The sequence below is a fragment of the Burkholderia sp. genome, from assembly GCF_018375725.1.
Taxonomy (GTDB): Bacteria; Pseudomonadota; Gammaproteobacteria; order Burkholderiales; family Burkholderiaceae; genus Burkholderia.
Map to the genome: position 1 here is coordinate 1 of NZ_JAHACR010000056.1, position 18,330 is coordinate 18,330.

The 18,330-nt window shown below is 69.1% G+C and carries 21 protein-coding genes; 7 read left to right on the forward strand and 14 right to left on the reverse strand.

Features of this window, described 5'->3' with window-relative positions; translation table 11 throughout:
- The 8 genes from KH616_RS09660 to KH616_RS09695 all read right to left on the reverse strand — a co-directional run.
- Positions 1 to 470, reverse strand: a 470-nt coding sequence (locus KH616_RS09660) for a serine hydrolase (RefSeq protein ID WP_366834346.1), incomplete at its 3' end; no start/stop codon positions are given.
- A 362-nt stretch (positions 471 to 832) separates the two neighbouring features.
- Positions 833 to 1,477, reverse strand: coding sequence for an alpha/beta hydrolase (locus KH616_RS09665; RefSeq protein ID WP_292243621.1), 645 nt, complete (start codon positions 1,475 to 1,477; stop codon positions 833 to 835).
- A gap of 17 nt (positions 1,478 to 1,494) precedes the next feature.
- On the reverse strand, positions 1,495 to 1,812 hold the full coding sequence (locus tag KH616_RS09670) for a (2Fe-2S) ferredoxin domain-containing protein (protein ID WP_292243623.1): 318 nt from the start codon (positions 1,810 to 1,812) through the stop codon (positions 1,495 to 1,497).
- Positions 1,813 to 1,916: 104 nt separating this feature from the next.
- Entirely contained in the window at positions 1,917 to 3,065 is a 1,149-nt protein-coding gene (locus KH616_RS09675; RefSeq protein ID WP_292243625.1) for a VanZ family protein, read from the reverse strand.
- 19 nt (positions 3,066 to 3,084) lie between these two features.
- A complete protein-coding gene (locus KH616_RS09680) occupies positions 3,085 to 3,717 on the reverse strand; it encodes an ABC-type transport auxiliary lipoprotein family protein (RefSeq protein ID WP_292243627.1) in 633 nt (210 codons plus the stop codon).
- A 61-nt stretch (positions 3,718 to 3,778) separates the two neighbouring features.
- A complete protein-coding gene (locus KH616_RS09685; protein WP_292243629.1) occupies positions 3,779 to 4,705 on the reverse strand; it encodes an MlaD family protein in 927 nt (308 codons plus the stop codon).
- Positions 4,706 to 4,730: 25 nt separating this feature from the next.
- The gene (locus tag KH616_RS09690; RefSeq protein ID WP_292243631.1) at positions 4,731 to 5,600 is read right to left on the reverse strand and encodes an ABC transporter ATP-binding protein; all 870 of its coding nucleotides are present in this window, start codon (positions 5,598 to 5,600) and stop codon (positions 4,731 to 4,733) included.
- On the reverse strand, positions 5,597 to 6,721 hold the full coding sequence (locus tag KH616_RS09695; RefSeq protein WP_292243633.1) for an ABC transporter permease: 1,125 nt from the start codon (positions 6,719 to 6,721) through the stop codon (positions 5,597 to 5,599). Before KH616_RS09695 ends, KH616_RS09690 begins: the two co-directional genes overlap by 4 nt.
- A gap of 146 nt (positions 6,722 to 6,867) precedes the next feature.
- On the opposite strand from KH616_RS09695, the gene KH616_RS09700 reads away from it, so the two are divergent.
- Genes KH616_RS09700 through KH616_RS09710 form a run of 3 tightly spaced genes read left to right on the forward strand, consistent with a single transcriptional unit; the run spans position 6,868 to position 8,876 of the window.
- The gene (locus KH616_RS09700; RefSeq protein ID WP_292243635.1) at positions 6,868 to 7,788 is read left to right on the forward strand and encodes a biotin--[acetyl-CoA-carboxylase] ligase; all 921 of its coding nucleotides are present in this window, start codon (positions 6,868 to 6,870) and stop codon (positions 7,786 to 7,788) included.
- Positions 7,785 to 8,576 carry a type III pantothenate kinase gene (locus KH616_RS09705; protein ID WP_292243637.1) on the forward strand — a complete coding sequence of 264 codons (792 nt, stop codon included), beginning with the start codon at positions 7,785 to 7,787 and terminating at the stop codon, positions 8,574 to 8,576. The genes KH616_RS09700 and KH616_RS09705 overlap by 4 nt, the downstream gene beginning before the upstream one ends.
- A 60-nt stretch (positions 8,577 to 8,636) precedes the next feature.
- Positions 8,637 to 8,876: a hypothetical protein gene (locus tag KH616_RS09710; RefSeq protein WP_292243639.1), complete on the forward strand. Its 240-nt coding sequence runs from the start codon at positions 8,637 to 8,639 to the stop codon at positions 8,874 to 8,876.
- Positions 8,877 to 8,885: 9 nt separating this feature from the next.
- Here KH616_RS09710 and rfaE2 read toward each other — a convergent pair whose 3' ends face one another.
- From rfaE2 to KH616_RS09740, 6 genes are all read right to left on the reverse strand, one after another.
- Positions 8,886 to 9,368: a D-glycero-beta-D-manno-heptose 1-phosphate adenylyltransferase gene (gene rfaE2, locus KH616_RS09715; RefSeq protein ID WP_292243641.1), complete on the reverse strand. Its 483-nt coding sequence runs from the start codon at positions 9,366 to 9,368 to the stop codon at positions 8,886 to 8,888.
- A gap of 135 nt (positions 9,369 to 9,503) precedes the next feature.
- Entirely contained in the window at positions 9,504 to 10,349 is an 846-nt protein-coding gene (locus KH616_RS09720; protein ID WP_292243642.1) for a ferritin-like domain-containing protein, read from the reverse strand.
- Positions 10,350 to 10,785: 436 nt separating this feature from the next.
- Positions 10,786 to 11,997, reverse strand: a complete 1,212-nt coding sequence (locus tag KH616_RS09725) for a patatin-like phospholipase family protein (RefSeq protein WP_292243644.1) — start codon at positions 11,995 to 11,997, stop codon at positions 10,786 to 10,788.
- 31 nt (positions 11,998 to 12,028) lie between these two features.
- Positions 12,029 to 12,766: a PhaM family polyhydroxyalkanoate granule multifunctional regulatory protein gene (locus KH616_RS09730; protein WP_292243646.1), complete on the reverse strand. Its 738-nt coding sequence runs from the start codon at positions 12,764 to 12,766 to the stop codon at positions 12,029 to 12,031.
- 72 nt (positions 12,767 to 12,838) lie between these two features.
- Positions 12,839 to 13,666, reverse strand: coding sequence for an enoyl-CoA hydratase/isomerase family protein (locus KH616_RS09735; protein ID WP_292243648.1), 828 nt, complete (start codon positions 13,664 to 13,666; stop codon positions 12,839 to 12,841).
- A 147-nt stretch (positions 13,667 to 13,813) separates the two neighbouring features.
- Entirely contained in the window at positions 13,814 to 14,806 is a 993-nt protein-coding gene (locus KH616_RS09740; protein WP_292243649.1) for a fumarylacetoacetate hydrolase family protein, read from the reverse strand.
- A 142-nt stretch (positions 14,807 to 14,948) separates the two neighbouring features.
- On the opposite strand from KH616_RS09740, the gene KH616_RS09745 reads away from it, so the two are divergent.
- The 4 genes from KH616_RS09745 to KH616_RS09760 all read left to right on the forward strand — a co-directional run.
- Entirely contained in the window at positions 14,949 to 15,815 is an 867-nt protein-coding gene (locus KH616_RS09745) for an IclR family transcriptional regulator (protein WP_292243651.1), read from the forward strand.
- A 121-nt stretch (positions 15,816 to 15,936) separates the two neighbouring features.
- Positions 15,937 to 17,109 (forward strand): DUF3108 domain-containing protein, encoded by a 1,173-nt coding sequence (locus KH616_RS09750; RefSeq protein ID WP_292243654.1) that lies wholly within the window; start codon positions 15,937 to 15,939, stop codon positions 17,107 to 17,109.
- Positions 17,110 to 17,295: 186 nt separating this feature from the next.
- Complete coding sequence (locus KH616_RS09755) at positions 17,296 to 17,553, forward strand: DUF3567 domain-containing protein (protein ID WP_292243657.1); 258 nt, start codon at positions 17,296 to 17,298, stop codon at positions 17,551 to 17,553.
- Positions 17,554 to 17,813: 260 nt separating this feature from the next.
- On the forward strand, positions 17,814 to 18,330 hold a 517-nt coding region (locus KH616_RS09760; RefSeq protein ID WP_292243656.1), incomplete at its 3' end, for a homocysteine S-methyltransferase family protein.

An 18,330-nucleotide genomic window follows, 5' to 3' on the forward strand; every position in this document is an offset into this window, starting at 1 on the left:
TGCACCGACACCGGCTTGCTCGCCTCGATGAACATGCGCGACTCGTCGAGGCCGACGCGGCGCACCGCTTCGCTCGGCGTGACGATCTGATCCATCGAGATCTTCTTCTTGTCGAGCGCCTCGAACACGAGGTACGCCGTCATCAGCTTCGTCAGCGACGCCGGCTCGATGCGCTCGTTCGCATTGCCCGACGCGAGGACGGTGTTGCTGGTCGCATCGACCAGCACCCACGAGCGTGCGTTCACGCCCGGCGGCGGCACGGCGCCCGGCATGAAGGTCGCGGGTGCGCCGGTCGCTTCGGGCGCGGCGGCCAGCGCGGCCTTGGCCTTGGCGGCCGGCTTCGCCTCGGCAGCGACGATCGTCGACGCGAGTGCGACAGGCAGTATCACGCCGAGTGCGACGTTGCGCGCGGCGACGCTGAGGGCGGTGGAGGAAACGGCGGACTTGAGGCCTTCGGTGGACAAACGCATGATCGATTCAGGCTGGTGGCAGAAAGTGCGACGCGAAATGCGCACGGTTGAAGAACGGCAAGGCGGCGGGCGTTTCGGCCTGCGTTGGATACCAGGCGGTGCGAAACGCGCCGGTTGGACTCGTGCAGGCGCATTCGGTTCGCCACGCGCTGCCGGCATCCGCGGCCGTGACGGCTCACGGCGTAGCGGCGCGTGGCGAACCGAGCGCCGCACAGGCCCAGCCGGGCCGCGGGCGACGCGAAACGGCCATTATACGTGGCTGCGGCGGGTGCTTTCGTGAAAAGGGGACGCGCCGCCATGCCGTGCGGCCGCGCAAATACGCGGCGGCGATGCGCGACGCATCGGCCGCCGGCGGCAGGCGCTTAGCGCCACGCGTCGATCACGACGCGCTTCAGCACATGCAGCTTGCGATGGAAGAAATGCTCCGCGCCGGGAATCACGACGACCGGCAGTTCCTGCGGCCGCGCCCAGTCGTAGACCGAGGCGATCGGCACCGTGTCGTCGGTCTCGCCATGAATCACGAGCGTGTTCTCCGGCACGTCGGCGACCTGCCAGCGGCTCGCGGCCGTGCCGACGAAGACCATCCGCTCGATCGCCTCGCCCGCATCGCGCAGGCGCTTCGCGACGTGCGACAGCACGAAGGTGCCGAACGAGAAGCCGGCGAGCACGAGCGGCAGGTCCGCGTAGCCGGGCTGCGCGCGCATGTGCGCGAGCACCGCGAGCAGGTCGTCGGCCTCGCCCGTGCCATTGTCGTGCACGCCTTCCGTCTCGCCAACACCCCGGAAGTTCGAGCGGTACACGACATAATTGAGCTGGACGAGCGTGCGCGCGAGCGTCTGCGCGACCTTGTTGTCCATCGTCCCGCCGAACAACGGATGCGGATGGGCGACGAGCGCGATGCCGCGCGGCGCGGCGCTGCCGTCGCGCACCGCGTCGGGCAGGTCGACGGCGATCTCGATGCGGCCCGCCGGCCCGTCGATCAGGGATTTCTGCGTGTGGGCGTTCATGCTTCGATTCCCGCCGCTCAGATCTTCAGGCGCTCGACGACCTTGCCGTCGCGCAGGTGGGATTCGACGATCTCGTCGATGTCGGCCTTGTCGACATACGTGTACCAGACGGCTTCGGGATAGACGACCATCACCGGTCCCGCCTCGCAGCGGTCGAGGCAGCCCGCCTTGTTGATGCGGACGTGGCCCGGCCCGGCGAGGCCGAGTTCCTTCACGCGCTTCTTCGCGTATTCCTGCATGGTCTGCGCATCGCATTGCGCGCAGCTCGGCCGCTCGGCGCCCGGATCGCGCTGGTTCAGACAGAAAAAGACGTGGTGCTTGTAGTAGGAATCCATGATCGGTGACGAGCGGCCCGGCTTCGATACCGGACCGTCGATGGCAGGTGGAGAGATCGGACGATTATAGCGAGCGGTGCACGCGGCTGCCCGCCTCGCCCCCGTCACGGCTGCCGGGACGGCAGCCACGCGCGCTCGACGCGCAGCCCGAGCCAGATCAGCGCCGCGTAAGGCCAGATCCATGCAAGCCAGCGCGCGAGACTGTTGAAGTGCACATAGCGCCCCTGACGCCAGCCGGACAGCGTGAAATCGAAGAACGGATTGACCGGCAGCAGGTTCACGAGCGCGACGCCCGCCAGCAGCGCGGCGGCGGCCAGCGCGGCCCGCCACGCGGCCGGCACGCGCAGCGCGACGAGCGCGGCCGCCAGGCCCAGCTCGATGCCGAGCCGCGCGCCGGGCGTCGCCCAGACCACGACGAGCCCGGTCGTCGATTGCAGAGCGGTCGCGCCGGCCTTCAGCACGAGGGTCGCAGCGACGAGCGCGATAAGGAGCCGCACACGCGGCGCGCGCGGCCGCATCGCGAGCGACGCGATCGCCAGCGCGGCAAACAGCATCAGCGCGCCGAGCGCGGCCTCCCATGCGGAATCGGACAGCCAGCCGTCGATGCGCTGCGGCCACGCCGTCACGTGCCATGCAGCCGGCAGCCAGGCAAGCAGCGTGTCCTGCATCGACGCGTCGGCCTGCTCCCACAGCTCGGCCGGCCAGTCGCCGATGCCGAACAGGAACGGCGACGGAAACAGAATCGCGAACGGCCACAGTGCGGCGAGCAGCAGCGGCGTCGCGCCGTCCGGCTCAAACCACGCGAAGCGCAGCCGCCTGAGCGCGCCGCGATCGAGCAGCGCGCCCGCCGCCGGCGCGACGAACGCGGCCCCCAGCAGCGCGCCGAGTGCGTTCGCGGCGAGATCGAGATTCGATGCGATGCGCGTCGGCAGATAGGTCTGCAGCGCTTCCATCGACGCGGACAGCAGCGCGCCGAGCACCCCGGCGGCCAGCACCGCGGCGACGCCGCGCCAGCGTGGATACAGCGCCAGCACAGCGAGGCAGCCGAACGGCAGATAGCCGAGCACGTTGGTGACGACGTCGAACGCCGTGACATAGCGCGGCAGCGGCGCGAACAGATAGTCGAGCGGCCCGATGCCGAGCGCGAGCCAGCCTTCGAACGGATAAAGCGACGCGTAGACGATCAATACCGTGTACGCGGCGCAGGCCTGTCGCGCGAGCGTCGAGGCACGGGGTGGGCCGGACACGTTCATCGCGGGCGCGGCACGGGTGTCAGGGCGTGCCCGCGTAGGCCTGCATGCCGACCCACGCGGCAATCTGCCGGACGAGGTCGTCGCTCGCCATCGCGAGCGCGCGCGCGCCGCCCGCTGCGTCGGGCGTGCTCGACGGCGCGCGCGCGACGAACGTGCGCTGGCCGACCACCCTGCCGTCCTGCGTGAGCGTCGCGCGCGCGGTGACCGCACCATGGCTTTCCGCCTGACCGTCGAACACCTGCTCGAATTCGCTCAGATCGATCCGCAGGGTCGGTGCGCGCACGCTGTCGGCGCCCTCGAGCACCGCACCGCGCGCCGACAGCGTGCTGCGCAGCCGTTGCGACAGCAATTGCGCCGGCGGCGCGATCCAGCGGCTGTCCCGATAGACGGCCATGCGCTGCGCGTCCGCATAGGCGAGGCGGTACACGAACTTGTCCGAATCGAGTGCATCGGGCGCCGCGACGTCGAGCACCTTCAGCGCGGGGCCGTTGCCCGCCGTGGCGACCGGCGCGGCCGGGCCGAGGTCGTAGCGGATATTCGACAGCACTGCGTCGTGGCTCGCGCAGCCGGCCGCAAGCGCGAGCGTCAATGCGGCGAATGCGGCGAATGCGGCCGCAGCGGGCCGCCGCACGCGGGCAAGGGTTCGGGGCATGACGGTTTCCTGCATGTTGATTCCTGAAACGATTCGATAACCGGCGGATGTCCGGATCTGCTCAATGGCCGGCCTCGCCCGGCCAGACGAAACCGGGCTCGCCCGGCCCCGGCGCGGCGCCCGGCGCACCGAACAGCAGGCTGCTCGGATTGCGGCCGAACTCGCCCGCGACGTCCTTCAATTGACGTGACGCATCGCCGACGCTCGACGCGAGCGCGTTGAAGCGCGGCAGCGTGTCGTACTGGACGCGCGCGTTCAGTTCGTTCAGGGCGACGCCCATCCGGTCGGCCGCCGCGCCGGCCTTGTTCAGGTTCGCGACGACCGGGCCGTCCGGCTGCAGCAGCGCATTCGCGGACGACATCGTGCGCCCCACTTCGTGCAGCGTGCCGGGCATCGCCGCGACCGCCGGGCCGAGGTCCTTAGACAGCGTCGCGACGCCGTCGGCCGCGTGCTGCAGGCTTTCCGCCGTCGCGCGCAACTGCTCGCGCATCTCCGGCGACATCAGCTCGTTCGCGCTCTTCGCGGCCAGCTCGAGCTGCTTGAGCAGCACGTCGCCGCGCGTCTGGATCTGGTCGAACAGGCTCGGGTGCATCGGGATCTGCGCGACCGCCTTCGGCGACGACGGCAGCGGCGCCAGGTCGCGGCCCGTGTCGTCGAGCTGCACGAACGCGAGGCCCGTGACGCCCTGGAAGCCGAGGCTGCCGAACGTGGACTGCGTGATCGGCGCGGTCCGGTCGACCTGGATGCGGATCACGATCTGGCCCGGATGCGAGCGATCGAACGCGATCGACTGCACCTTGCCGACGTCGAGCCCGCGATAGCGCACCGCCGCGTCCGGGTAGAGGCCGGTGACGTTGGTGCGCGCGATCAGGTCGTACGGGATCCGCACGGTGCGGTCGACGTTGAACCAGAACACGGTGGCCGCGATCGCCAGCGTCAGCGCAATCGTGAACAGGCCGGCCCAGAACGCATGTGATTTGTTTTCCATTCGCGGGTTCCTTCGTACTGTCCTGCTACAGCTCGACGCTCAGCGGCGCCGGTTCGAGGGCCGCCTTCGGCAGCTTCGCGCGCCGCTCGGGCGGCAGTGCCTGCAGCGCGCGGCGGCCGCGCAGCCCCAGAAAATATTCGCGGATAAACGGATGGTCGACGTTCGCCGCTTCCTCGACCGGCGCGGCGACGAGCACCTTGCGGTCGGCCAGCACCGCGACGCGCGTCGACAGCGCCACCATCGTGTCGAGATCGTGCGTCACCATCACGACCGTCAGTCCGAGCGTACGGTGCAGCGTCGCGATCAGCTCGACGAATTCGTCGGAGGCTTCCGGGTCGAGCCCCGCCGTCGGCTCGTCGAGGAACAGCAGTTCCGGCTCGAGCGCGATCGCGCGCGCGATCCCGACCCGCTTGACCATCCCGCCCGACAGCGCGGCGGGCATCTTCGACGCATGCTTGCACGGCAGCCCGACCATTTCGAGCTTGAGCATCACGATGTCGTGCAGCAGATCGTCCGGCACACGGCCGAGCTCGCGCAACGGCTGCGCGACGTTGTCGAATACCGTCATCGACGAGAACAGCGCACCCTGCTGGAAGAGCATCCCGGAGCGGGTGCGCATCGTCCGCGCGGTCGCGGGATCGATCTTCGACGTGTCCTCGCCGAACACCTTGATCGTGCCGGATGTCGGCCGCTCGAGGCCGAGGATCTGCCGCACGAGCGTCGTCTTGCCCGAGCCCGAGCCGCCGACGATGGACACGATCTCGCCGCGCCGCACATCGAAGTCCAGATGTTCGTGCACGATGTTGCGCCCGTAGCGCTTCGTCAGGTCGCGCACCTCGATCACGGGTTCTTCGGCCGTCGCGGCACCGGCCGATATTGCGTTCGACGGCATCATCCGAGCCCCACGTTCTGAAACAGGATCGCGAACACGGCGTCGGCGAGGATCACGACCGTGATCGACGTCACGACCGACGTCGTCGTGCCTTCGCCGAGGCTCTGCGAATTCGCCTTGATCCGGAAACCGAAATGGCAGGCGACGAGCGCGATCAGCATGCCGAACACCACGCCCTTGCCGAGCCCGATGTACAGGTTCGCGATCGGCACCACGCCGGGCAGCGAGCGCACGAAATAGTTGAAGTCGATGCCGAGCACGAACTTCGCCGCCAGCGCACCGCCCGACAGCGCGATGACGTTGGTCCACATCACCAGCAGCGGCATCGCGATGCCGAGTGCCAGCACGCGCGGCAGGACGAGCCGCAGGCCGTGCGGGATCCCCATCACGCGCATCGCGTCGAGTTCTTCCGTCACGCGCATCACGCCGATCTGCGCGGTGATCGCCGAGCCGGAGCGCCCGGCGACGAGGATCGCCGACAGCACCGGCCCGAGCTCGCGGATCACCGACAAGCCCAGGATGTTCACGATATATCGGTTCGCGCCGAACATCTGCAATTGCTGCGCGGACAGATAGCTGAGCACGATGCCGATCAGGAACGCGACCAGCGCGGTGATCGGCAACGCCTGCGCGCCCGAACTGTAGACGTTCGCGGACGTCTCCGTCCACGGCATCGTCCGCGGCCGGCGCAGCACCGACAGCGCATCGAGGACCACGCCGCCTAACATCCCGATCCCGCCTCGCATGTGCTCGGCGAACGTGAAGATCGCGCGGCCGAGACGCGTGACGGGATCGAAGGTCACGATGCGCTCGGGCGCCTCGCGCTGGGTGTCGAGCCGCTCGATGCGCTCGAAGATCGTGCGTTGGGTGTCGGTAAGCGCGACGCCCTCCGGCAGCTTGCGGCCCCATACGCGCCAGAGCGCCTGCCCGCCTACGTGGTCGAGCCGCTCGATGCCGGACAGGTCCCATTCCCGCACACGGGGTGTCGCGAGGCCCGCGACGCGGCGCGCCACGACGCCGCGATCGCGCGCCAGCGCGAGCGCGGTCCATTGGCCGTACAGACGCACGGTCTGGCCCTGGCTGCCGGCATCGACCGACAGACCCGGAGGAGTCTCGAAATCCAAGGCGGCTTGTATGCAAAAGGATGACAGCGGCCATTGTAGCGAACCGCCCCGAGACGCGACGTGAGGATTTCCGTCCGGTGGCCGCAACCCGCGAAGCGGCCATCTCCCGAGCGCTGCCTCGGCACCCTGTCGCTACAATAGGCAGCATGAACACCCCCATCTCCCCCGACACGCCCGATTCCGGCGACGCGCACATCGCGCGCAGCCGCCTCGAAGCGCACCTGGACGCCGCGCCGCGTACGTGGCCGCTCGACATCGTCGCCGCGACCGGCTCGACCAACGCCGACCTGGCCGCGCGTCTCAAGACCCTCCCGCGCACTGCGCACGCGCTGCCCGCGCCGCTCGTGCGCGTCGCGTTCGAGCAGACGGCGGGGCGCGGCCGGCAAGGGCGCCCGTGGTTCGCCCAGCCGGGTAACGCGCTGCTGTGCTCGGTCGGCTGCATCGTGCCGCGCCCGATCGACGCGCTCGGCGGTCTCAGCATCGCCATTGGCGTCGCGCTCGCCGAAGGGCTCGCCACGCTGCCGCTCGACAGCCGCTCCGGAATCGCGCTCAAGTGGCCGAACGACGTGCTGCTGACCGCCTCGGATGCCGGCGAGCGCCGCATCGCCGGCAAGCTCGCGGGCATCCTGATCGAAACGGTATGGACGACGCCCGACGCGACGGCCGCCGTGATCGGCTTCGGCGTGAACGTGCGCGGCGCGGAAGCGGTCGCCGCGCAAGTCGACGCGCTGCGCGCGCGCGAAGCGGCGCTCGCGAGCGGTCTGCCGCCCGCCGCACTGTCGTCGGCGTGGTCGGCGGCCAACCTCACCGATACGCTCGCCGCATCGCTCAACGCGCTCACGCCCGCGCTCGCCCAGTTCGCCGCCGACGGCCTCGCGCCGTTCCTGCCGCGCTGGCATGCGCTGCACGCGTATGCGGGCCGCGAAGTCGTACTGCTCGAGCAAGGCATCGAGCGGGCGCGCGGGATCGCGACCGGCATCGACGGCGCGGGCCAGCTGCTGCTCGACACCCCCGACGGCATGCGCGCGATCGCGGCCGGCGATGTCTCGTTGCGCGAGGCGCAATGACGGCGGCGCGTCATCTGCTGATCGATGCCGGCAACAGCCGGATCAAATGGGCGCTCGCCGACGCGGGCCGCACACTGACCGAAACCGGCGCGTTCGCGCACGCCCGCGACGGCGGGCAGGATCCCGACTGGTCGCATATGCCGCGACCGGACGGCGCATGGATCTCGAATGTCGCGGGGGCGGACGTGGCCGCGCGGCTCGACGCGCTGCTCGACGCGCACTGGTCGGGGCTGCCGCGCACGACGATCCGCGCGCGCGCCGCGCAGTGCGGCGTGACGAACGGCTATACGCAGCCGGATCAACTCGGCAGCGACCGTTGGGCCGGCATGATCGGCGCGCACGCGGCCTTTCCGGGCGAGCCGCTGCTGATCGCGACATTCGGCACCGCGACGACGCTCGAGGCGCTGCGCGCGGACGGCTGCTTTACGGGCGGCCTGATTGCACCGGGATGGGCACTGATGATGCGTTCGCTCGGCGCGCACACGGCACAGTTGCCGACGCTGACGACCGACATCGCGAGCGGCCTGCTCGCAGGCGCGCAGGCGCAGCCGTTTCAGATCGATACGCCGCGCTCGCTGTCGGCGGGCTGCCTGTACGCGCAGGCCGGCCTGATCGAGCGCGCGTGGCGCGACCTCAGCGACGCGTGGCAGGCGCCGGTGCGGCTCGTGCTCGCAGGCGGCGCGGCCGACGAGGTCGCACGCGCGCTGACGGTGCCGCATACGCGGCACGATGCGCTGATTCTGTCGGGGCTGGCGCTGATTGCGACGGAGACAGCCGGGAAAGGCTGATGCGGGACGCGGTCCGCACGATGCGGACGGCGACGGATGATACGAAAAGGAGTCTCGACGATGCTGCGCTGGCTGATCGCTGCCCTCTTTCTCGCCAACATGCTCGCGTTCGTGGCGACGCGCGGGGTGTTCGGGCCGCTGCCCGCGGCCGGCCCGCTCGAACCGGATCTGCTGTCGCGACAGGTGCACCCCGGCGCGCTGCGCGTCACACCGGTCGAGCAAGCCGCCGAGCAGGCGGGCGGCGGCGCGCTGACGGCGCCGGCGACAACGGCCGAGCCGCTGGCCGCGTCGGCGCCCTGACGCACGCGCTTACTGCTGCGTGCGCACCTTCTTCAGCAGTGCGGTCGTCGAGCGGTCGTGCTCGAACGGAATCGCGAGCGCCCGGCCGCCCCAGCCGCGCACGAGCGCGGATTCCGGCAGTGCATCCATGTCGTAGTCGCCGCCCTTCACGAGGATGTCCGGACGGATCGCCTCGATCAGGTCGACCGGCGTCTTTTCCTCGAATTTCACGACCCAGTCGACGCTTTCAAGCGCCGCGAGCAGTGCCATGCGGTCGTCCTCGCGATTGATCGGGCGATCGTCGCCCTTGCCCAGCATGCGCACGGATGCGTCGCTGTTGACGCCGACGATCAGGCATGCGCCGAGCGCCTTCGCGTCGGCGAGATAGGTCACGTGGCCGCGATGCAGGATGTCGAACACGCCGTTCGTGAATACGACGGGCGCCGGCAGCGACGCGCGCAGGGCGACGAGCGCGTCGCGGGTGATCAGCTTACGTTCGAAGGAAGCGGGCATGATGCGTGAGATATCGGGATGATCGGTGCGCGAGGCGCGCCGTAAAAAAAGAAAAAGCCCGCCGGATCTGCACAGCGGGCTTCGTTGCTCAGACCGCCGGCACGGTCAGGCCGGCTGGACTGCCGTCTGATCGCCCTAGGCCGCGAGGCGGTTCGTGACTTCCTTGCGGTAGCGGTTGAGCTCCTGCGCGGTTCCGAACGGGCGTTCGAACAGGACCGACAGGTTGTGCAGGATGCGCTCGACGACCTTCTTCTCCCACTCGCCGTCAAAGCGGATCTGCTCGTCCAGCCAGCGCTCGAGCCATTCCGGATCGGGCAGGCGCGACTGCACCGTGTCGCGCGGGAACAGCGCCTGATTCACGTGCAGGTTGGTCGGGTGCAGCGGCTTTTCGGTGCGGCGCGCCGACGCCATCAACACGCCGATCTTCGCGAATGCCGCGCGCGCGACGTCGCCGCAATTGTTCAGCGCCTTCTTCATGTAGCGCAGATATGCGCCGCCATGGCGCGCCTCGTCGCGCGAGATCGTTTCATAGATGTGCTTGATGACCGGCTCGGTGTGCCAGTCGGCGGCACAGCGATACCAGTGATTCAGGCGGATCTCGCCGCAGAAGTGCAGCATCAGCGTCTCGAGCGGAGGCGCCGGATCGAACTCGAAGCGCACCGCGTGCAGTTCCTCTTCGGTCGGCATCATTTCCGGCCGGAGGCGGCGCAGGTATTCCATCAGGACGAGCGAATGCTTCTGCTCCTCGAAGAACCACACGCTCATGAATGCGGAAAAATCGCTGTCGTGCTGGTTGTCGCGCAGGAACATCTCGGTCGCGGGCAGCGCCGACCATTCGGTGATCGCGTTCATCTTGATCGTCTTCGCCTGCTCGTCGGTGAGCAGCGAAGCGTCGAACTTGTCCCACGGAATGTCTTTTTCCATGTCCCAACGGACGGCTTCAAGCGACTTGTAAAGTTCCGGATAAAGCATGGTGTTCATGGTCCCACCCCTGTTCTGCGCAATGCGACTTCTATAAACGTGACTGTTGCAGCAAACGCGCCGCGCCGATGCGCCTATTGCAACCAAACCCATAATTTTACGCGTGAAACGTTCCCCGGACGCAGTATCCGCGCCGGAGAGCCGGCGGCCGCGCTGCCGCCGTGGGGCAAGCTACGCGCCGCGCTCCGCTCGAATGGAACGGGCCGCGCGTGCCTGGTGTGTTGGGGGCCGGCGCATGCCGGCTTCGCTGGCGAGCCCGTCCGCTGGCCCTTGGGACAGGGCATCCGTGCGGCAGGCTGCTCGATTTGATGTATTCGGCGGCGGCCATGATAGCACGCGCGTATGTCGCTTCCGCGACAGCCGGCCGGCACGCCCGGACTCAACGCCACGCGGCGATGGGTCGCAGCTGCGTGACAGGTCACCCGGGACGGCGGCGTCAGATCCGCATTGTCCCCGCCGGCTGGCCGGCGGCCGGCGACGCGCTCGCGCCGTCCGCGTGCGCGATCCATGCGGCGAGCGTGGCGCGATGCGCGCAACCGTCGCGGTAGCCCAGCTCGATCAGATCGCGCGCGAACGCCTCCTCGAACAGCAGGTAGCTCGCAAACGACGCGCCCGCCGGCTGGCTGCCGCCGACCGCGCCCAGCAGCCCGCGCACGGTAAACGGCAGCGCCTTCAGATGTCTGGCGGCGATCAGCTCGATGCGCTCGGACGGTGCGATCGCGAGCACGTCGACGTGCCGCCAGCCGCTGCCGGCTTCGACCTCCTGCGGCAGGTTCGCGATCATCCGGTTGATGTGCTCGATCCGCTCGATATCCGAGCCGATCGAGTCGAGAAACACGCTCGCGAGCACCTGCTGGCCGATCTGCGCGAGCGACGGATAGCCGCGCACGCGTCCCGCGCCGTTCCCGGCGGGAATTTCGGGCCGCGGGTCGGCCGCCCCGATGACGACGATCCGGTCGGCACCGAAGTGGATTGCCGACGACAGCGGCGCAATCTGGCGAATCGAGCCGTCGCCGAAATATTCGATCTGACCGTCGAGCACGAGCGGCACGGCCGGAAACACGAACGGAATCGCCGACGATGCGAGCAGGTGCGACGCGGACAGGTCGACGAGCCGCGCGGTCCGCTGGGCGCGGCGCCATGCCTGGATCGGCTCGGCCGCCTGATAGAAGGTCAGATGCCGCCCGCTCGAATAGCTGAGCGCGGTGACCGCGAGCGCATGAAACGTACGCGCCTCGAGCATCTGTTCGATCCGGTGGAAACTCAGTTCGCGCTGCAGCATGTGAGCGAGCGGCGCGTTGTCGAGCAGCCCGCGCGGCGAGCGGCGCGCCGCCCAGCCGAAGCTCATCGCCGCGAGCCAGCGCGCACCGGCGGCCGCGATGCCGAGCCAGTCGGTGCGGTACACCTGACCGGCCCGCAGATGCTCCCAGAATTCGAGGAGACGGCGCACGCCGTGCGCGAAATCGTCCGCATGACTCGCGATCGACGTCGCATTGATCGCGCCGGCCGACGAGCCGCACACCACGCCGAACGGCAACGTGCGCCGCTGCGGATCGGCGTCGAGCATGATTTCGGTCAGCGCCTTGAGCACGCCGACCTGATACGCGGCACGTGCTCCGCCTCCCATCAGTACGAGCCCGAGCCGCATCGGTCGACCTGCTACCTGTGCCGCCGAGCCGTCACGTCGAGCGTTTCGGCGGGCGGCTTGCGGGCGTCGACTTGGCGGCCGCACGCGCGGCAGCCGAACCGGTCGGCTTCGCGCGCTTCGCCGCCGGCTTGCGTGCCGGGGCGGGCGCGTCGGGCGGCGCGGCCGCCGGCGCCTGAGACGGCGCGTCGCCGGAAACGCCCGCCTGCGCGCCCTGCGCCATCGCCATGCCCGCAAGCTGGTTGAACTGCGCTTGCAGCAGGTTCCACCAGCCGGCCGGATCGAAGGCCTGATTCGGCGGTGCGGCGTCGCTGTCGCCCGCCCCGGACGCGGCCTGCGGCCCGGCATCGGACTTCGGCGCATCGCCGGGCGCGGCGGCGGCCTGCGCCGCCGCGACGGCCGCCTCCTCCGCGGCCGACATCGAGCTCTGCGCGAACGCACCGAACGCACGCAGCGTCGCCAGCGTCGCGCGCTGCACCTCGAGCGCCTGAATCGCAGATTGCAGCATCCCGAGATTCAGCTTCAGCCACTGTTCGACCGCGCGCAGATCGGTGATGCGCTTGTCGAGTTCCTCGACGCTGGAAAGCGGCGCCATCATGTCGGACATCGACGACAGCGACGGCGGCAAGCCCTGCGCACCGCCGGGAAACACGCCCAGGCCGCCGCCGAACGGCGACAGGCGGATCATCTCCCACATCCTGTCGAGCATGTCGGCAGGCTTGAAGCCTGTGAAACCGGAGAACGGGTTGGCGCCATCGGTATCGGTCGTCATACGGGCATCCTGATTCGCATGGAGAAAACGGCAGCCGCCTGGCGCGGCCGCCTCAGTCGATCATAGCGCGCGTCAGAACGGCGCGCCGCCGGGAAACTCGGGCGGGCGACGCTCGCGCAGCGAACGAATCCCCTCCTGCACGTCCGGCCCCGAGAAGCCCATGAATTCGAGCGCGAGCGACGTATCGAACGTCGGCCCGGCCATCCGCAGCCAGTTGTTGAGCGCGTACTTGGTCCAGCGGATTGCCGTCTGCGAGCCGTGCGAGAGCTTCTCGGCGACCTCGTACGCCTTCGGCAGCAGGTCGTGATCGTCGACCGCGAGCGAGACGAGCCCGATCCGTTCGGCCTCCTCGCCGCTCACCGGCTCGCACAGCATCAGGTAGTACTTCGCCTTGGCCATGCCGCACAGAAGCGGCCAGACAATGGCCGCATGATCGCCGGCGGCGACGCCGAGCCGCGTATGGCCGTCGATGATGCGGGCGCTCTTCGCGGCGATCGAGATGTCGGCGAGCAGCCCCGCGACCAGCCCGGCGCCGACCGCCGGACCGTGCATCGCGGACACGATCGGCTTGCTGCAATTGATCACGTTGTAGACGAGATCGCGCGCCTCGCGCCAGACACGCGCGCGCACGTCGAAGTCGTTCGCCATCTGCTCGACGAGCGCGAGATCGCCGCCCGCCGAAAAGCCCTTGCCTTCGCCGCGGATCACCGCGACGCGCGTGTCGGGATCGCGATCGACGTCGCGCCAGATATCGGCCAGTTCGCGATGCATGCGCGCGTTGGCGGTGGCGAGGGCGCTCTTGTTCGCGCCTTCGCCGCTCATCACGATTTCGAGAATCCCGTGCGACTGACGCCGCACCTTCAGCGCTTCGTAGCCGCGATAGGCGGCGAGATCGGACATGCGGAACTCCTTAGTACGGAATACCCAGATGATTCGAGTGTAGCCAAGCCCGCGTGTGCAGGCATCGGGCGAAACCCGGCGGACGGGCCGGGCATGCCGGGCGGTGCCGAGTTGGGCCGCGCCGCGCCCGTATCGTGCCGGCGTCTGTTATGCCACGTCGTCGGGCGGCGCGACAGACTGCTCGATCGCGCCGAAGATCGGCTTGCCTGCGGCGTCGAGCATCTCGATCCTGACCGTGTCGCCGTAGCGCATGAAAGGGGTGTGCGGCGCGCCGTGCTCGATCGTCTCGAGGCAGCGCTTCTCGGCGATACAGCAGTAGCCGCGCTTCGGATCCTTGTTCGATACCGTGCCGGAGCCGACGATCGAACCGGTGCGCAGGTTGCGCGTCTTCGCCGCGTGCGCGATCAGCTGGCCGAAATGGAACACCATGTCGGTGCCCGCATCCGGCTGGCCGACCTTCCTGCCGTTCCAGTGGACGATCATCGGCCGGTGCACGCGGCCGTCGCGCCAGTGCTCGCCGAGCTCGTCGGGCGTCACCGCGACCGGTGCGAACGCGGACGCCGGCTTGCTCTGGAAGAAACCGAAGCCCTTCGCGAGCTCCGCAGGAATCAGGTTGCGCAGCGACACGTCGTTGACGAGCGTGACGAGACGCACCGCCTTCAGCGCATCGTCGGGCGGCACGCCCATCGGCACGTCGCCGGTGATCACCGCGACCTCCGCCTCGAAATCGATGCCCCATTCCTCGGACCGGCACACGATGTCGTCGCGCGGACCGATGAATTCGTCGCTGCCGCCCTGATACATCAGCGGATCGGTCCAGAATTCCGGCGGCATCTCGGCACCGCGGGCGCGGCGCACCAGTTCGACGTGGTTCACATACGCGGAGCCGTCCGCCCACTGAAACGCACGCGGCAGCGGCGCCATGCAATGGGCCGGCTCGAACGGGAACGCGTGGCGCGCGCGGCCATGGTTCAGCGCGTCGTACAGCTCATGCAGTTGCGGCGCATAGAACGCCCAGTCGTCGAGGACGCGCTGCAGCGTCGGCGCAATCGCGTCGGCGATCGCCGCGGTGTGCAGGTCGCGCGACACGACGATCAGCTGGCCGTCGCGCGTGCCGTCCTTCAGCGAAGCAAGTTTCATAAGGGGAATCTGCCGTTGTAGTGACGATGGAAGGAATCTATTTTACGATGGTGAATCCGTGCGGCGCGCCCGCGATACGTGCGCCGCGGTCGAATCGGGCGTTGCCCCGTTGCTTCTTTAGCGCGCCACGCGCCGTTGCCTCATGCCCATCAGCCAGCTCCCCGACGACGACCTCGCCGAATCCGACACCGCCGACGAAGCCGCCGAAGCCGCCGAAGAAAAGGTCCGCTCCGGCATCCAGTCGATCGAGGTCGGCTTTCGCCTGCTCGACGTGCTGACGAGCGAGCCGCGCGCGATGATGCTGCGCGACCTCGCGCACCGCGCGGGCATGAGTCCCGCGAAGGCGCATCGCTACCTCGTCAGTTTCTCGCGGCTCGGCGTCGTGGCGCAGGATCCCGTGTCCGGCCGCTACGAGCTCGGCGGCTTCGCCTTGCAGATGGGGCTCGCGCGCCTCGCGCGGGTCGACGGCGTGAAGCTCGCACGGATCGCGCTGACCGCGCTGCGCGACCGGCTCGACCAGACGGTCGGCATCGCGGTGTGGGGCAATCAGGGGCCGACGATCGTGCACTGGATGGAATCGAGTCATCCCGCGAAGGCGTCGCTGAAGCTCGGCGACGTGATGCCGCTGCTCGGCTCCGCGACGGGCCTGCTGTTCGCCGCGTACCTGCCGCGCAGCAAGACCGCCGCGATGATCGAGCGCGAGCTCGCCGATACGCGCCGCTCCCCGCACCACGGCGGCCCGCGCACCCTCGGCGAAGTCGATGCGCTGCTCGCGGACGTGCGCGCCCATCAGGCCGCGCGCGTCGAAGGCATGCTGCTGCCGACGATTCACGCGTTCTGCATGCCGGTGTTCGACGCGGTCGGCGAGCTCGCGCTGGCGGTCATCGCGCTCGGCCATGAAGGCACGTTCGACATTCGCTGGGGTGGCGAGATCGACACGGCGTTGCGCGACTGCGCGCAAAAATTGTCTTATGAACTCGGCTATAGTCCCGACACGCGCGATGCCTGACGTCTCCGCTCCCTACTGCGCGAACGGCCGGCACACACGACGGCCGGAATCCTGACGATCCGCCGTCCGGCACGTGCACGACGCGCCGGGCTTCCTGCGCCCGAACCCTTCGCCGCTCCCGATGCCGACTCCCGACACCCGTTCCCGGTCCGCTCCGCCCCGCCGCTGGCTGCGCGTGGGCGCGGCGCTCGCCGTCGTGCTGGGGCTGCACACGCTCGCCGTGTTCTGGTTGACGCGGCATCGCGAAACGTTCACGCCGCTCGCGCCCGCCGAAGTGCCGGTGCAGATCGAACTGCTCAAGCCGCAACCGATCGAGCGGAAGCAGGCGCCGGCCGCGCCGCGCACCGCGAAGCCCGCGGTGTCCAGGCCGGCGCCGACGGGGCGCGCGTCGCAGGCGCCCGCATCGACTTCGACACAGACGGCCGATGGCAGCGTGTCGCCGCCGGCATCCGCCCCGGGCGCGCGGCACGCAGCGGCCGGCGACGCCGACGGCGGCGCGGTGCCGGAACCGGCTTCGAGCGGCGTGAAATTCTCGACGCCGCCGCCCGGCGACCTGCAATACGACACGTTCTTCAACGGCGTGAAGAACTCGACGGGCACGATTCGCTGGCGCACCGACGGACAGACCTACGATCTGTCGGTCACGATGCCGGTGCCGTTCATCGGCCCGTTCAGCTACCGGAGCACCGGCCGCATCGACGCATTCGGCATCGCGCCCGACCGCTACGTCGAACAGCGCGGCAAGCGGCCCGAGGACATCGCGATCTTCAACCGCGACATGCGGCAGATCGTGTTTACACGTACGCCGGACAGCTTGCCCTTGCCTGATGGCGCGCAGGACCGCTTCAGCATGCTGATGCAGCTTGCCGGCCTCGTGCGCGGCGATCCCGACGCATACCGGCCGGGCGTCACGCGACAGTTCTTCGTGGTCGACAACAACAACGGCGAAACCTGGCCGATCGCGGTGATCGGCGACGAGAACGTGCAAACGTCCGCAGGCTTCATCGCCGCGCGACACTTCATGCGGCTGCCGCGCCGGGCGGGCGACACGCGCCGCATCGACATGTGGCTCGCGCCGGCGCTCGGCTGGCTGCCCGCACGGCTCGTGCAGACGGAGCCGAACGGCTCGCAGATCGAGTTGCTGTGGCACGGCCGCCTCGCGTCGCCCGATGCGCCCGCCGACGCGGCTCCGGGCGACGGCAACGCGACGCCCGGCATGCCCGCGCCGGAGACGCCGGCCGCCACGCGCCCGGACGCCGCTCCGGCAAACCCGACAGGCGAACCTGCGCCATGACACTCTTTAACAACTATTTCCGTACACCGGCGGACAATGGGAAACGTTTTGACGATATGGGTTTCTAATCTCTACGCCCTAGTTAACGGAGGACAGGGCGTGCAGCGCCAGCCCCTTGAAACCGGCACGGTCTGCCCCACCTACGGAGCATCAAGGCCAGATGCCACTGCAAAGAGGAGTGCCGCCATGCAAATGATCTACAACAGCCCTAATTACTGCGTCGTCGAATTCGCGCCGCAGGCCGGCCACCGTGCCATGAATGACGGTGGCTACGAAATCGTCGACAAGAATGCGAAGCGCGAAATTTTCATCGACGGCGAGCTTGCCGCACGCTTCCGTGAGCATGTCAAACAACTGATCGAGGATGAGCCGTCGCTCGACGAAGTGGACGAATTCCTCGGACAGTTCGATAGTCTGATGATGCAACCGGTCGTGCTGCACTGACAGCACGACGGTCCGGCAGGCACGTCGCCGCCGGACCGACCGCACGGCGCGCTGTAGACCATCGCCGTTCGGGCACTCCCACCCGCCCCCGCCCGGTTTGCCGCGCGGGGGTTTTTTATTGTCGGACGTTTGCGGGGCGCACGCATCGCCCCGTGCTGTCCGCCCGCCCCGTCCCCGCAGCCGCCGGACCGCGCCATGCCGGGCGACCCGCTGTCGCAACGGCTACAATGGCGACTTTTCCGATTCGCCGGTCATCCGCCATGTCTGCGCCCTCATCCGCCGTTCCGTCCGCCATGTCCGCCGCGCTCGCCGCTCCGTACACGCGCGGCGCCCAGTTGCCCGCGCTGCTGCAGCAGCGCATCCTGATCCTCGACGGCGCGATGGGCACGATGATCCAGCGCTACAAGCTCGACGAAGCCGCCTACCGCGGCACGCGCTTCAAGGATTTCCCTCGCGACGTGAAGGGAAATAACGAGCTGCTGTCGATCACGCAGCCGCAGATCATCCGCGAGATCCACGACCAGTACTTCGCCGCCGGCGCCGATATCGTCGAGACCAACACGTTCGGCGCCACGGCCGTCGCACAGGCCGACTACGGCATGGAAGACCTGGCGATCGAGATGAACATCGAATCGGCACGGCTCGCACGCGAATCGGCGGCGAAATACGCGACGCCGGACAAGCCGCGCTTCGTCGCGGGCGCGATCGGGCCGACGCCGAAGACCGCGAGCATCTCGCCGGACGTCAACGATCCGGGCGCGCGCAACGTCACGTTCG